Source organism: Rathayibacter sp. AY1B4, from assembly GCF_002932815.1.
Taxonomy (GTDB): domain Bacteria; phylum Actinomycetota; class Actinomycetes; order Actinomycetales; family Microbacteriaceae; genus Rathayibacter.
In genome coordinates this window covers 41,397-54,448 of the sequence record NZ_PSWN01000025.1, presented here as the reverse complement: position 1 = coordinate 54,448, position 13,052 = coordinate 41,397, and the positions used below count along the sequence as shown (strand labels likewise).

The following is a 13,052-nucleotide window of genomic DNA, read 5'->3' as shown; positions in this document are numbered from 1 at the left end:
GCCGCCGGGGAGACAGGTCAGCTGCGCATCCTCGACCAGCCCGACCAGGACTACGGCTGCGTCCCACAATCAGCCACCCCCTTCGTAGCGGCACACAACAACGACATCTGCCCGTCACTGAACTCGATGACCGAGGGAAGGCAGTTCACGGCAACCGACTTCGCGAAGACCTACCGCTGCCCGTAGCTGCATACGCGACCGGTGAACGATCCCCTTGCGGGACGCGCGTGGTGGGTGGTGTCCGCCCTACTCTGACGGGTTGGAACTGCGGACCGCGAAGACGCTCGGCATCCTCGCGATGGTGATCGGGACCCCAGTCGCCCTTCTCACACACACGACCGGCTGGGTCCAGTCCGGCTGGGAACCGGCCGCCATCCAGTGCCAGAAGAGCGAGTACCCCGACGAGATCGACCTCTACTCCAGCCGCGTATCGGGCGAGAAGATCCTCTACCCGCTCGGCCTGTCCTGCACCTACGCAGCCAGCGAGACCTCACCAGGCATCACCATCCGTCACTACAGGTGGGACGCCACCGCCCTCTTCACCGCAGCCGCCGCACTCGCTCTCGCGGGAACCGTCGTCGCGCTCAGAGCCGAACGCAAGCAGGAGCTCATCACCGAGTCGAAGGAAGAACGAGCGACGACATAGCGCAGCGCCCCCTCTGCCGGTCAACGATCCCGTAACGGGACGTTCCTGGCCCCAGGAGCAACAGTGACGTCACCCTCGATCTAGCGCCGGTTGCACGACGCTGATGAGAGCCAGCACGATCACCACGGCGGCGGTGACTGTTGCTGCCATGAGTGCTTGGCGAGCGGGCGAGTCGAAAAGCCCCGGCGCTTCGTCCGGCTCTAGGTCAGCGGAGTGAGCGCCCTTGGACGCAGCGGCGCGGATGGAACGGCCCTCCTGTTGCCCTTCGCGCACGCTCCTCTCAGGAGGAAGCTGGTGACGCAAGCTCGGGTAAGCCGTTGCCATGACCATGAGTGGAACGAGGACGACGAGAACGAGTGGTTCGTCCCACAAGTCGGGCCACGTGTTCAGCAACACGATCGCGACGACGACGAGCAGTAGCGCATAGGCGGATGCGTAACGCAACACCCGCGAACTGATGGACACGTGCTCAGTATGACGGCACGGCACGACCACCAGCCGACCCTATTACTGGTTAACAACCGCGGCCGAGAGGAGGGGCGTCAGACAGCAGGTGAGAAGCCTAACGATTCGATGTGGACCTGGCGCGCTCAAGAAGCAGATTCTCGGCGCAAGAGAATCTCCTGCAGGTCATGGATGCTTTGTAAGTCCGGGGCACGCCTCACCGTGTTCATGTAGGTAGCGATTACCGCGAGCGGCGCCGTAATGACGAGCAAGCCGACGGAAATCGGGGTAAGAGCCTGCGTGGAGGGGCCCCCGAAGAAAAGATTGCCCAGCAGCAAGCCTCCCGCGAGACCGGCCGCCAGACCGAAGTCAAAACTGGCCCGCGCTCGTCGACGCACTCGACGGCACACTGCCGTGATCATCTCTTCCAACTCCGCGCTCGATCGGTCATTCAGGTCCACGCGCGGAGAATACCCGCCTGAGACCTAGCGCGCTTGCCACTCGCCAGCCAGATCCTGCCATCGCTGAGCTGACGCCGCACGCGACAGCCCGGCGGGGGGGCGGTGTCGCCCTGCTCTCGGCCGCGACGCACAGCGCGACTGAGATCAACACCCGCCGGCAGCGGCCCATTGAACGATCTCCATAAGGGTCGAGGCGGTGTCGGGTGGGAGACTCTGCGGTAGTTTCACGACCGAGGGTGGTCATGGTGGAAGTGCTCAAGGGCTCGAGCCTGCTCGCGTCGGGTGTTGTGATCGCCGTGATCTGCTCGCTGTTGCAGTTTCAGGCCGGCGTTCGTGCAGATTTGAATCAGACAGGGGGCCAGCTCAGCCCAGTCCTGCTCGTGGGAATTCTGATCGGATTTGTCGTCTCAGCCGTCGGCGCGATTCAGCTGTTCCAGTGCTACGAACGGTGGGTCACCGCTTCCGCTAGCCGCCGTGCGAAGCCTGCGGACCTGGTTCCTCGGCGTAGGTGAGGTAGCACAGCACGACCGCGTGTCCCCCGCCACATGCGCACCGCTGGGTGCCACGTGAGACGCTGGGTGCTACGTGAGACGCTGACTGCTATGGGAATTCTTGCGAGTGTGTTTGGTGCTGGTTCCGATGAAGAGGCGGGCGCGGCGCTGTCGGGATCGGACGGTCTCGTCTGCGACATAGATCCGACCGAACTCTGGGAGCTCGAAGGCATCCTGACCTCGACACCAGCGCTCGAGGTTCCCGCGGCGCAGTACCAGCCGGTTGCGGCGACCGATGACTACGAGAGCTTCGTCATCGCAGTCAGCACCGGCCTGGGTGGCGCGCTAGACGCCGCAGGTGAGACGGGTCGTGCCGCCGCAGCGCGGCAGTGGGAGGATGCGTCGTCCGAGCTCGAGGCATGGTCACCCGAGCAGGTGCACCGCCTCGTCGAGGATCTCGCTTCGACACTCGCCTGAATCGCCGCGGCCGGTCAGCGCCCCTACCTGCGGGTGAGTGTCTGATCTGTGAACTGAGCTGAGTCAAGAAGTTGCTCCGCTGGGACATCAACTAGATGAGGTGGAAGGTGCGGCGTCGGCTCAGCGCCCAGACGAGCGCGCCCGCGAGGAGCACCGCGCAGGTCAGCCCGGCGACGTGCAGGACGAGCGACGGCACGCCGTTCTCGGGGAGCAGGAAGCCGTACGGCACCCACCCGTCGGTCGCTCCGCGGACGAGCACGACGACGACCCAGACGATCGGGTAGGGCAGGACCACCCACAGCCGGCGCCAGGAGAGCGGTCCGCGGTCGGCGACGACTATCCAGTCGAGGAGGACGAGCGCCGGGAGCACCACGTGCAGGACGGCGCTGACCCAGGGCGGAGCCGTCCCGGTACCGGGAACGAGGGTGTTGTAGATCACGGCGACGACGATCGAGTAGGCCGTCGCCGCGCCGCGGACGTAGCTCAGCCACACCGGCGTCGGACGGCGGGCGAGCGCGACCGATCCGGCGACGATGAGCACCGCGCTCGCGAGGAGGCTGGTCTGGTTCGTGAAGTAGCCGAAGTAGTCGAACGGATTCGGGTCGCCGGCCACGATGCTCAGCGCGTAGGTGTGGAGGATCACCGAGACCGCGGCTGCACCGACGGCGATGCGCGCTACACCCACGAATGGGCGGGTCGGTGCCGGGGAACTCATCGGGTCAGCCTAGGAGCCGTTGGGCTTCCTGCTGGCCCGCGACAGACGTTCCCCTTCCCGAACCGTGCTGAGCATTTCAGGCCGAGACGCGACCACGAGGAAAGCGGTGACGTCGCTTAACCTGAGCCGGTGGGGACGTTCTCGAAAGTGCGCAGCACGGTCGCGGTCGCGGCATGCCTGGCGGTCGTGACGGGATGCACGGCGCAGCCTGCACCACCGACTCCGCCACCGGCGACGAACACCGAAGACGGCTCCACCTCTCCACTGACCGGCGACCTAGGCGTAGCGACCTTCACCGGGAACGACGGGACAACCGGCGCCGTCCAGTTGAGCGCGGCGGACGGCCGGCTGGCCCTGACATCCGACGAGCTCGTCATCCCCACCGCGTCTTCCAGTTCCGTCGCGGTCATGGGAGCGCTCGATCCGATCGACGCGGGTACCACCTGTTTCGACGTCGATTTCCCGATGCGTCTCGCGGACGCGGAGTCAGGGAAGCCCTACAAGGCGTGGCGGAACCTCGCAGAGTTCCGCGGCGACCCGACAGCGATCGATCAACTCGTTCTCACGACCCGCCCGCAGGATGACCCCGACTGCTCAACCAAAATCCTTGCCATCGCTGACGTCCAGTGGAACGTGGAGCCGCAGCGCAGCACCCTCGTGGCCCGGGACGCCGGCCCACGTGCAGCAGCGCGTGGCGAGGTGTCGTCCACGGACGGAGTGCTGACGTCGTACGCGGTCGCTCGCAACGACCTCGCAGAGGACGTCGCGGCACGATTCGGCATGACGGCCGACGACCTGTTCTACCTCAACCCGTTCCGCTTCCCTTCCGACGAAATTCTGCGCGTCGGCGAAGAATTGAACCTCACCGTCGCGGCGCGATGACCTCCACGCGGGCCACTCGATACCGGGCCTGACGTTCCGGCTCTTGATCAATCTGGTGGAGCGCGGTGCATGATGTCCCGATGAACGTTGGAGAGCCCCCGCGACCGAGTGCAGCGACGCCCATCGTTCTCGCCTTGGTTTTCGGTGGGCTTGCAGCCGCCGTGGGAGCCGTAGCCTCCATCTACATGTGGGACCCGAGCGAGACGTGCAGGACCCGCGGCGGAGGCAGCCTGACGGGAGAGGGGTTCCTCTGGAACCCGCTGTGCTCGGATGGGTCAACCGTTCAGCCGATATGGATGACGTTGACGACTGCTGCGGCGTTGATCGTGGCTGTGACATGCGTCGTCATCGCGGCCATCCGCCAAGCTGAACGTGACGGACGCGAAACTGCGTCGCCCGACGTTCTGCACGACTACTCGCGCCAGACCCTGCCGGAAGACAACGGTCTCCGCAAGCTTGGCGACGAATGGTGACAGACGGTGACTCTCAGGGGTTCTATCGTCTCGCCGTAGCAATGCGGCGTGCATCGGTCTACTGATCGGCGTTCGGGTGACCGCTCAACGATCCTCTTACGGAACACGGCCACGCTCTATTTCCGAGGCTCGGCTAATGACGTCGAAACGCTCCATACAGCGCGCCGGTGATGATCAGAACACCGATCCCAACGAGGACCCAGGTACGAGGATCCTCATGGACGCTGGTGCAGACGCCCGACGAGTTCACGTACTCCGCGCAGCTCCCCGACCGGTCACCGGCAAGAAGGACCACCGCGACTAGAGCGACGAACGCAACCGCGAGCCACCACCACCGCACGCGACGCCGAACCAGTGCACCCATGACGAGACTGTACGACGGCAGCGCTTCGTCGAGGGGGCGGCCAGGTCTCGATCGTTGATCGATGTGATTGCCCGCCGCTCCCCCTCTCAGCGGGGCCGACCGCCCCGATGCCAGCAGGCCAGAGGAGCGTCCGAGTGCCCCCGGAGCGAGAGCGACCCGCTCAACCATCCCCATACGGAACGCTGTGCTCGGAACGTCTGGCCTTGCTCGCGCAACGCCGTGCAGAGGATCATCTCGAAGGTGGCAGATGATTGGTACCGCGATCCCGGATGGGATGCCACGGACCGTGACGAGTTCGAACGACGCCTCAGCCGAGCCCGACCGCACAACCGTCAGCAGTACCTCAAAATCAAAGCCATAGCTCTTCGCGACGCAGGCCTGATCGACGCTGCTCGATCCCTGCTCACCCGAGCAGTGAACTACTCCGAGCACAGTTGGGCCGCTGAGCGCGCGCATAGTCGCGAGCTACTCGGAAACATCGCTGTGCAGACCGGCGATGCCGAGGAGGCGTTGCACCAGTACCGGACGGCAATAGAGGAAAGCCCGACCTTGAACGGAACATCGGGCTCGATACCCATCGCCGCCGCCGAGGTGCTGCTCACCCGGAGGGGACCAGGAGACGTCGAGGAGGCCATCGCCCACCTCGACTCGTGGCCGGCTAAGGTCGGCTTCCAACTCTCGTCCGAGATTTTCCGGTGGCATCTAGCGCGCATCAGCGCGGCCACGATCAAGCGCGACGTCGACGCCGTACGAGAGTCTGCACGCGCTGCTCTGCAACTGGTCGAGGCCCCACCTCAATTCCGGTTCCACCCGACCGTCGGCCTCGTTCACACGGACCGCAAGACGCTGCGCCAGCTGCGTCGCTGGGCGAGGTGAACCCAAGCCACCTGCTCCAGCAGCAGAGGATGCTCTCAGCATCTCTCTAAGCCATCCCCATACGGGACGGCACAGAACGGTTGCAGCCGTCCGGCGTGCGGTGCTCCCGGCAGAAGAGGATCATCCGTGTCATGCCAGCATTCACAGGGCGGCCCTGGGTGTTCGATGCACTCGGGCCGAGCTCCGACCTCGACACCGCGATCGAGTCGGCAGAGGACGACGGCGGCCTCGTCCGTCTCGACGCGCGGGCGATGCGCACGGCCGACGAACTCTGGGACGTCTACGGCCGTCACTTCTCGTTCCCCACCACAGTGGAGAACTGGCCGGCCTTTCACGAGTACATTCGCGACCTGTCCTGGTTCCAGGCCTTCTCCTACTTGACCGTCATCGAGCACGCCGCGTTCATCCTCGCCGATGAGCCGCTGGAACGAGCGACCTTCCGTCGGCTGCTGAGCTCCGCCGGGCAAGCGTGGGAGAACAGCCCCGTGAAAGAGTTCCGCTTCAACTCAGTGTTCCTGTTCGATGTGAGCCCATCGACCGAATGACGCGAGGTGGGATCCAGTCGCTCGAGGGACCGCGACACGCTTCCGCAGGGGCGTCCATCCCCGTGGGTTTTCTTCGCGACAGCCGACCTGATCGGTGGGAAGAATCTGGGGAGGGATCCGCTCGGCGGTACTGTCCGCGCATGAGAGATGTCGACCAGCCCTTCGCCTTCGCGAAGATCGAGTGGCTCTCGCCCGAGGCCGGCGGACGCCGTAACGGGCCCCGGGGGCGTCTATGCCGTGAACTGCTTCGCGGTACACCTGAAGCCACGACACATCGGTCGCAGCGAACACTTTAGTGTGATCATGCAACGCGTCAAGCCCGACTCGGCCGAGCAATGGAAGCTCGACTTTTTATCCCACAAGATCGCCGCGAGGAATGTGAAAACTGGAGGGATGCTCGCTATTGCCGAAGGAGGGAGGCTCGTTGCGGTCGCTGAGATCCTCTCCCTTGTGGCGCCATCGGCTCGCAGTCGCATCCCCCGCTAGGCGCTCGGGGGGGCTTGGAAGTCCCGGTGAAGCATCGGCTATCGAGACTGAAACTCCTACCGCCTTGGTACGGGACTGGTTCCCCCGCATCGACCGCGACGCCTGCTGACATGATCGTGGTCATGCCCTCAATTCGTTCGGCAAAGTTTCAGGCAGAGTCGTCGGTGGACGCTGTGCTCCTGCGGGCACTCGCCGGGCACGAGTCGAAATCGGTGCGCATCGCTGTTGCCGAGAACGCCGCTGCGGATGACCTGACGATCGGGCGTCTCCTCGCTGATGACGTCGACGCCGTGCGCCTCGCCGCTGCCACCAGCCTTCGTGAACGCCCGCAACTCCACGAGATCGCGGCGAAATCAACGGACAAGTGGGTCCGTGCGATCCTTGCCCACCTGTACGCGGACGACGACCAAAGGTCGCTCGCCCTTGCGGTACAGAGAACACTCGCGGCGGATCCCTTCGGGGAGACTCGTGGCCGGACGGCTCAGACCACCGACGACTTGGAGATCTTCGAGTCGCTTCTCACCGACCCGTCACCGGTTGTCCGCGGCATGTGTGCGCGCAACCCCCGCATCTCCCTGACACAGATGGAGCGTCTCATCACCGACCGTGATCGCGCCGTCCGCGCCGGAGCCGCAGAGGGCGGACTCCAGTACCCCAATGACGAGCAGTTGCTCCGGCTGGCGCGCGACCGGTCGGTCGAGGTGCGCTGGGCAGTACTATTCCGCGCCGACCGACCCAGACGAGCAATCGAACTCATCGCAGAGGACAGCGACGAGATGAACCGACACCACGCGCGGATCGCCCTCCACGACGAGCGCGACATCATCGCGCCAGCGGTGACGCACCGTGCACGCGCAGAACGTCGACGGGCACAGCTTGGTCGCTCATTCGGTGAGTGAACGGCGGGGGGTGAAGCGCGCCTTGTACGGCACGCGGTCTCGTTAGCCGATCCCCACACGGGACACTGGCGCGCACAAAGGCCGCGTCGACGTCCTCGAGACCCGGGGCGGCGCCGCGACCTTGCGCGTCGCCCCACCGCTTGCGGTCGTCACTGAGGTGTGAAGCCCTACACAGCGAATCGCCGGCACGGCTCACGGCTAGGTTGGTCCATCTGGATGCGACGAATGTCAGTGGCGGTCACAGTGCTCGTGGTCCTAGCGGTAGCAGCGCTGATCAGCGCCTGGAGCATCCTGTGGGAGAGCACGATCTCGTCAGCGCGGTGCACAGTGACTCCGGAGAGACCGCTGGACCATCCTCAAACGGGACGCCCCTTGGAATGCTCCTGATGTGCTGCCAACCACTGTCGTCCGGTCGAGCTATTGTGCGATTTGCTCTGCCCTGGGTGGTAGATCGTCCGGCGTCAGAGCGGTCGTCCGATCGGCAGCGATGACGTAGCGGAACTGCGACACGGCCTCGAAACCGTTGAAGCCAGGCCGGAAGACCACGTCATCGTGCATAAGGAGCGCCCAGTAGCCCTCTCGGTTGACCATGACCAACACGTCGCCCGGAGCAGTCACCTCCACTCGGTTGGACATCGGCAAGGTGGCGAGGTCGACGAACGCCTCCGCCTGATCTGCGTCCGCAGCGATCAGTCCGATGCTGCCGATGTGATCGTTGTAATGGCGCACGCGCTTTTCTCCGTCCGGTCGGGGACGGCCGCCGGATAGGTAGTCCAACTGGAGCTCGAAGCGGGCCTCGTCGCTTCCGATGGCGAAGTGGCCGGAGTTCTCGTTGAGGTTCACCTCGATCGCTGCACGGGTCCGCCCGTCGTGCCAACGAGCGGGATCGTTTCGGATTGCAGTCCTGGCCTGAGCTTCGGTTGCACCGACGAACGGGTTGCGTCCCAGCGCGGGAGCAACCTCGATCGGGACTCCGTGCAGGTCTCGGAGCAGCCGCTCGTATGCGTACTCGTGCTCGTCTCGGAAGTCGATCCACTGTCTGCCGTCCAGGTATGCAGGCGGGACAGGCTTCCCCGCCACTGTCCCGGAGTCTGGGACCACAGGAATGACTCGATTGCCTCCCAAGTCGCGGTAGACGGTCGGGGAGACGATGGTCGTCTCCGTGCCAACACCAGAAGGCTGTTCGCCGCGATTGTCGGCCTTCGGGCCGTAATCATCCGAGAGCACGACTAGAACGCGGGCCGACGGAGCGCGGTACCGCTCCATGAACAAGTTCAGGTCGTGCCCGAGACGCACATCCCAGCGGTCGAGATGAACGTCAACTCCATTGGCACGCAATCGCCGAGCTAGGTCCGCGACCCAGGCGATGTGCTCTTCGGATGCCCAGGAATATGAGACGAAGGCAACCGGCGGATCGGGCTGCTCAGAAGCTGGCGAGGTGTCCATGTCTCAGTGTGGCCGCCCGCGAGACGAAGCCGAGCATGAACGCGCCAAAGTGTCATCACCGACGTCCGGAGCAGGATCCCATTACGGGACGTCAGATCGCGCTCGTCCGCCTTGCTCGCCGGAGCTTCGATGCGAAAGCGACTGCGGCCGTCAGCGCACCCGCGGCGACACCCCAAGCGAACCCGAGGGCGACCGTGCCTCGGCTTGGGTCGGCCCAGTTCTCAAATTCAGGCCGACTGGCGAAGTCAATCTCGTTGAGCCGAGTCGCGACAGACGGCGCGATCACCGCGACCAGCATGAATACCACGACCACGGCCGCACCCCACAGCAGTAGGCATCGACGCGACACACGCGCTTTCCCCTGACTCCTCACACGCTGAGCCTACGAACAACTAACGAGCCATCGCCAGAGCGACAAATAGCCGCTCCCCGTACGCACCGGCAATACGGCTTCGCCAGTACCTGCGCTGGCGCGCATCCAGCTCGGGCGGCCGCTGGCGAAAGGGCACTCAAAGGACAGCGCGGCGCCGAACGGTGACCCCTCCGCACCCGTCCGCCGACCAAGCCGCGGAGGATGGGTGACCGCATGCTCCGCACCCGCCGGTCAAGGCCGAGCGGCAGGCGCAGCCTCTCCAAGACTGCTCCACACCACCGGGACATCCCGCATGACCAGTACGTGGTCGAACGAAGCGGAGCCGGTGGGGAGCGCGTCGAAGAAGCTCGATTGGACACGCGTCGTGCGAGCCGCTTCCACGCGCCAGGCGTGGGTGTCCAGCCGAAGCGGCTCGAGCCGCCCCGCTCGCGTCGGCGACCAGCCGACAGCGTCCTTCCGGAAGAAATCGGACGCCGCGGACAGGTCGGCGAACAGTGAGCTCGTGAACGTCTCGGGCGGGACAACGTGGGCGTCGACAGCGACACGAAGATCGGCGGCGTCGACGGTCACACTCAGGTCGTCGTCCGATTCGACGGATCTCACCCGAGCGCGTTCATGGACGCCCGGGAACACCCGCCCACCCGCGACTTGGGCGAGACGCGAAGCGCTGTGCCGGCGCGGGATGAACACTCCGGTCCGGATCCCGTCGGGCACGTCCCACTCGACAGCCACTCGATGGGCCGCACTCTCGCTCCGGTGGCCGATCCTCGGTGCGACCCACATCGGCCGGAAATTTCCCAGCCGGATCAGGCAGACGCCCGCCACCGCGCTCCCGTCGACGATCTGCGGACGGAGCCCCTCGGGCAGCAGAGACTCAGTCACGACGGGGTCCACCCGGAAGTTGACGAGAAGACGCCGCTCGATCGTCGCGGCCATGCGAGGAATGGTGATGCCCACCCCCGAATCTTAGGACCGCCCTCGTCCACCTGCTGAAGCACCCCTGTGGAATTGGGCGGTCCTCCTCCGCCTCTCGCTCGCCACGGGGACGAGAACGATGCGGCCGAAGACCGAGTCGTAGGGTTCCGGTCATGGAGCAGTCTTCATCCCCCGACCGCGACCCGGACCCGTTTCGGGCTCAGCTGGACGCGCGATGGAACGCGTATCTCGCCACTCACACGCAGGCCGCCGACCACGGAGAGTGGATGAACGAGGCGATGGGTGACTACCGAGACGAGATCGTGCACTTCGGTGGGCAGCTCCTCAACGACGTCGCGATCAGGGGGTGGAACCACGAGTCCGCGCAGCGCGCACATGACAAGTACGTCACTGAGGCGGAGCGTTACGACCGTGATCCTGCGGCGTGGGAAGCGGCGTTTTGGCTCCGTGTTCGGGCCGGGTCCAACGACAGCTGAGCCGGACGCCCTCTCCCAAGCCGGAAGAGCTTGATGAGCGACCGCTGAACCATCCCCTACCGGACACCCGCTGGACCATCCTCCGATGAAATACCCGTGCGCCCTCTTCGGCACTGCTCTGGTAGGCGCCGAACTACAGCTAGGGAGAGACTTGAGGCATGTGGTTAGAGGGAATCGCGCTTGAGTGGCGGTTGCGCGAGCTGGACACCCCTGGGCCCGGCGATGAGCCGGTTGACTTCGACGGTCAGCGACTGGCGGCAAAGGTGGACGCCCTCGTCGCACTGCTCGATGAGAGCTTTCCCAGTGCTGTAACGGCGGATCGTCCCTGGGAATGGCAGGACTCCGCTACCTTCACGCACGTCACGGTCGACGGTGCAGCAAACCGCACTTCGGCGAACCTCGTCATCTGCATCAGCCGACACGGGGACCTTTGCTTCATTGCCCTCGAAGCCCAGGAAGCGTATACACGCGAGGAGTTCGATGCGCTGGTCGAACCAGAGGACTTGTCACCGATACGGGCAGCCCTCGACACCGTGAACTTCACAGTCACTGCCGAAGAAACGCTCTGGGCCCGATACGACGGACCGCGCGTGATGAGCAACTCGAGCTGGATCGAACGCTGCTTCGGGTATCCGATTTGAGCGCGCCCGGCGAGCAGGTCCGCGCGCCGAAGCTGCGCTGACCGGTACCCCATCCCCTACTAAGACGCTGCCTGCTCTCCCGCAACTGCGCGGCGAGCGGCGTCCGCTTGATGGCGATACAGGGAGGCACGACTCCAGCCGACGGTACGCGACGCCTCGCAGTGCGCCCACGCGCTCGCGCGTCCGCGACGATCGCGAGCTTGTCCGTAACTACCGCAGGATCCGGTAGGGGACGGCCGAAGCGCGTTCCGCTCGCACATGCGGCCGCAATGCCAGCGTTGACGCGTTCGACGATGAGCTCCCGCTCGTATTCCGCGGGCGTGGCGAGCATGTTCAGCATCAGCCGACCCGTCGACGTCGAGTCGACATCCGCACGGTGCCGCAGCTTCTTGACGACAATGCCGACTAGATCGGGCGCTCCGTCTCGGAGGTTGCAGAGAGGCTTCGGCGGCCTCGACATTCCCTGTGTACCCGGTGGATGCGAGGTGTCCGGTTCCTCCAATCTCGTTATGGGCTCTGCTTGAGTGGCAGCGTGGAAGGTGTTCAAGGGAAGCAAGAAGAGACGAAGGAGTACATCATGCGCACCAGCACGAGCAACGAATTCGAAACCAGCTCGGCCGACCACCAGAACCACCAGGGACGAAGCCTCCGTCGCCCTCGCCTGGCCGCGGGCATGCTCGCAGCGTCGCTCACTATCGCGGCACCGTTCATCGGATCGGCGCCCGCGTTCGCGGACACCACCACTCAGACGACCACCACCGTCGCCGACTCCGGTCGGGCAACCGGAGTCACGGAGGCCGGCAATAGCGGCGCCACCGGTCAGTGCACCTGGGGTGCGAAGGAGAAGTTCTTCGAAGCGACTGGACTGCGTCCCGCGATCTACGGCAACGCCCTCGACTGGGACACCAGCGCCGCAGCGAACGGCTGGTCCACGGTCCTCGATGCTCAGGCCCGCAGCATCGTTGTCTTCGAGCCCGGCGTGCAAGGCGCAGACTCCACCTACGGCCACGTTGCCTGGGTCGACTCTGTCGAGCAGCGGTCCGACGGTCTCTACATCAACATCACCGAGATGAACGGCGCAGCTGGACCCGGCAACTTCAACGCCCGGACTGTGCAGGACGTCGTGGGCATGTCCTACATCCTCGCGCCGTAAGACGACCCAAGAGGCGCTGCTGGGCGCCGATCACAACGAAGGCGGGCTGCCCTTCGGGGTTGCCCGCCTTCGTCCTGTGCCGTTGCCGTCGGCGCACAGGGAGACGGCCGTAGTGGGTTAATACTCGGCGACCTAGGCGATGTTCACCATGGTTGCCAGTGCTCAGCTCGCTTCGGCGCCGAGTTCCCATTCCGTCTTGTAAGCGCCCCGCCGGAAAAACGGCGTCGGTAGGCTTCGGGCAGGTGACGCTTGATCACCCCGAACGGGA

17 protein-coding genes and 1 pseudogene are annotated in these 13,052 nt (G+C 65.2%); 12 read left to right on the top strand and 6 right to left on the bottom strand.

Going from position 1 to position 13,052, the window contains the following annotated elements; all coding sequences use genetic code 11:
* Positions 1 to 186, top strand: a 186-nt coding sequence (locus C5D66_RS17285; RefSeq protein WP_181028851.1) for a hypothetical protein, incomplete at its 5' end; no start/stop codon positions are given.
* 73 nt (positions 187 to 259) lie between these two features.
* The gene (locus tag C5D66_RS14330) at positions 260 to 646 is read left to right on the top strand and encodes a hypothetical protein (protein ID WP_146079354.1); all 387 of its coding nucleotides are present in this window, start codon (positions 260 to 262) and stop codon (positions 644 to 646) included.
* Positions 647 to 715: 69 nt separating this feature from the next.
* Here C5D66_RS14330 and C5D66_RS14325 read toward each other — a convergent pair whose 3' ends face one another.
* Together C5D66_RS14325 and C5D66_RS16900 are read right to left on the bottom strand one after the other, a co-directional pair.
* Complete coding sequence (locus C5D66_RS14325) at positions 716 to 1,111, bottom strand: hypothetical protein (protein WP_104256621.1); 396 nt, start codon at positions 1,109 to 1,111, stop codon at positions 716 to 718.
* A gap of 125 nt (positions 1,112 to 1,236) precedes the next feature.
* A complete protein-coding gene (locus C5D66_RS16900) occupies positions 1,237 to 1,551 on the bottom strand; it encodes a hypothetical protein (RefSeq protein WP_146076581.1) in 315 nt (104 codons plus the stop codon).
* A 242-nt stretch (positions 1,552 to 1,793) separates the two neighbouring features.
* On the opposite strand from C5D66_RS16900, the gene C5D66_RS14320 reads away from it, so the two are divergent.
* On the top strand, positions 1,794 to 2,063 hold the full coding sequence (locus C5D66_RS14320) for a hypothetical protein (RefSeq protein ID WP_104248173.1): 270 nt from the start codon (positions 1,794 to 1,796) through the stop codon (positions 2,061 to 2,063).
* 90 nt (positions 2,064 to 2,153) lie between these two features.
* Positions 2,154 to 2,519 (top strand): hypothetical protein, encoded by a 366-nt coding sequence (locus tag C5D66_RS14315; RefSeq protein WP_104256622.1) that lies wholly within the window; start codon positions 2,154 to 2,156, stop codon positions 2,517 to 2,519.
* A 91-nt stretch (positions 2,520 to 2,610) separates the two neighbouring features.
* On the opposite strand, the gene C5D66_RS14310 is transcribed toward C5D66_RS14315, so the two are convergent.
* A complete protein-coding gene (locus C5D66_RS14310) occupies positions 2,611 to 3,234 on the bottom strand; it encodes a Pr6Pr family membrane protein (RefSeq protein WP_104256623.1) in 624 nt (207 codons plus the stop codon).
* A gap of 129 nt (positions 3,235 to 3,363) precedes the next feature.
* Here C5D66_RS14310 and C5D66_RS14305 point away from each other — a divergent pair, with 129 nt between their 5' ends.
* From C5D66_RS14305 to C5D66_RS14285, 5 genes are all read left to right on the top strand, one after another.
* Positions 3,364 to 4,116, top strand: coding sequence for a hypothetical protein (locus tag C5D66_RS14305; protein WP_104256624.1), 753 nt, complete (start codon positions 3,364 to 3,366; stop codon positions 4,114 to 4,116).
* 296 nt (positions 4,117 to 4,412) lie between these two features.
* Positions 4,413 to 4,589, top strand: a complete 177-nt coding sequence (locus C5D66_RS17280; RefSeq protein WP_181028852.1) for a hypothetical protein — start codon at positions 4,413 to 4,415, stop codon at positions 4,587 to 4,589.
* Positions 4,590 to 5,193: 604 nt separating this feature from the next.
* A complete protein-coding gene (locus tag C5D66_RS16895) occupies positions 5,194 to 5,829 on the top strand; it encodes a hypothetical protein (protein WP_146079355.1) in 636 nt (211 codons plus the stop codon).
* 131 nt (positions 5,830 to 5,960) lie between these two features.
* Positions 5,961 to 6,374 carry a barstar family protein gene (locus C5D66_RS14290; RefSeq protein ID WP_104256627.1) on the top strand — a complete coding sequence of 138 codons (414 nt, stop codon included), beginning with the start codon at positions 5,961 to 5,963 and terminating at the stop codon, positions 6,372 to 6,374.
* 596 nt (positions 6,375 to 6,970) lie between these two features.
* Complete coding sequence (locus tag C5D66_RS14285) at positions 6,971 to 7,759, top strand: hypothetical protein (RefSeq protein ID WP_104256628.1); 789 nt, start codon at positions 6,971 to 6,973, stop codon at positions 7,757 to 7,759.
* Positions 7,760 to 8,176: 417 nt separating this feature from the next.
* Here the strand turns inward: C5D66_RS14285 and C5D66_RS14280 are convergent, their stop codons facing one another.
* Positions 8,177 to 9,205 carry a toll/interleukin-1 receptor domain-containing protein gene (locus C5D66_RS14280; RefSeq protein ID WP_104256629.1) on the bottom strand — a complete coding sequence of 343 codons (1,029 nt, stop codon included), beginning with the start codon at positions 9,203 to 9,205 and terminating at the stop codon, positions 8,177 to 8,179.
* Between the two features lie 604 nt (positions 9,206 to 9,809).
* Positions 9,810 to 10,514, bottom strand: a complete 705-nt coding sequence (locus C5D66_RS14275; protein WP_219814278.1) for a DUF2071 domain-containing protein — start codon at positions 10,512 to 10,514, stop codon at positions 9,810 to 9,812.
* A gap of 152 nt (positions 10,515 to 10,666) precedes the next feature.
* Between C5D66_RS14275 and C5D66_RS14270 the strand changes: the two genes are divergently transcribed.
* The gene (locus C5D66_RS14270) at positions 10,667 to 10,990 is read left to right on the top strand and encodes a hypothetical protein (protein ID WP_104256630.1); all 324 of its coding nucleotides are present in this window, start codon (positions 10,667 to 10,669) and stop codon (positions 10,988 to 10,990) included.
* 158 nt (positions 10,991 to 11,148) lie between these two features.
* Positions 11,149 to 11,631 (top strand): hypothetical protein, encoded by a 483-nt coding sequence (locus C5D66_RS14265; protein ID WP_104256631.1) that lies wholly within the window; start codon positions 11,149 to 11,151, stop codon positions 11,629 to 11,631.
* Positions 11,632 to 11,690: 59 nt separating this feature from the next.
* On the opposite strand, the pseudogene C5D66_RS14260 reads toward C5D66_RS14265, so the two are convergent.
* A pseudogene (locus C5D66_RS14260) lies at positions 11,691 to 11,995 on the bottom strand (recombinase family protein); the annotation flags it as partial.
* 213 nt (positions 11,996 to 12,208) lie between these two features.
* On the opposite strand from C5D66_RS14260, the gene C5D66_RS14255 reads away from it, so the two are divergent.
* Positions 12,209 to 12,784 carry a CHAP domain-containing protein gene (locus tag C5D66_RS14255; RefSeq protein WP_219814279.1) on the top strand — a complete coding sequence of 192 codons (576 nt, stop codon included), beginning with the start codon at positions 12,209 to 12,211 and terminating at the stop codon, positions 12,782 to 12,784.
* Positions 12,785 to 13,052 lie beyond the last annotated feature (268 nt).

Bases quoted from the DNA above. Each gene is read 5' to 3' on its own strand.
- C5D66_RS14320 (WP_104248173.1), top strand. From the start codon at position 1,794: ATGGTGGAAGTGCTCAAGGGCTCGAGCCTGCTCGCGTCGGGTGTTGTG.
- C5D66_RS14270 (WP_104256630.1), top strand. From the start codon at position 10,667: ATGGAGCAGTCTTCATCCCCCGACCGCGACCCGGACCCGTTTCGGGCT.
- C5D66_RS14315 (WP_104256622.1), top strand. From the start codon at position 2,154: ATGGGAATTCTTGCGAGTGTGTTTGGTGCTGGTTCCGATGAAGAGGCG.
- C5D66_RS14275 (WP_219814278.1), bottom strand. From the start codon at position 10,514: ATGGCCGCGACGATCGAGCGGCGTCTTCTCGTCAACTTCCGGGTGGAC.
- C5D66_RS14255 (WP_219814279.1), top strand. From the start codon at position 12,209: ATGCGCACCAGCACGAGCAACGAATTCGAAACCAGCTCGGCCGACCAC.
- C5D66_RS14310 (WP_104256623.1), bottom strand. From the start codon at position 3,234: ATGAGTTCCCCGGCACCGACCCGCCCATTCGTGGGTGTAGCGCGCATC.
- C5D66_RS14280 (WP_104256629.1), bottom strand. From the start codon at position 9,205: ATGGACACCTCGCCAGCTTCTGAGCAGCCCGATCCGCCGGTTGCCTTC.
- C5D66_RS14290 (WP_104256627.1), top strand. From the start codon at position 5,961: ATGCCAGCATTCACAGGGCGGCCCTGGGTGTTCGATGCACTCGGGCCG.
- C5D66_RS17280 (WP_181028852.1), top strand. From the start codon at position 4,413: ATGACGTTGACGACTGCTGCGGCGTTGATCGTGGCTGTGACATGCGTC.
- C5D66_RS14265 (WP_104256631.1), top strand. From the start codon at position 11,149: ATGTGGTTAGAGGGAATCGCGCTTGAGTGGCGGTTGCGCGAGCTGGAC.
- C5D66_RS14285 (WP_104256628.1), top strand. From the start codon at position 6,971: ATGATCGTGGTCATGCCCTCAATTCGTTCGGCAAAGTTTCAGGCAGAG.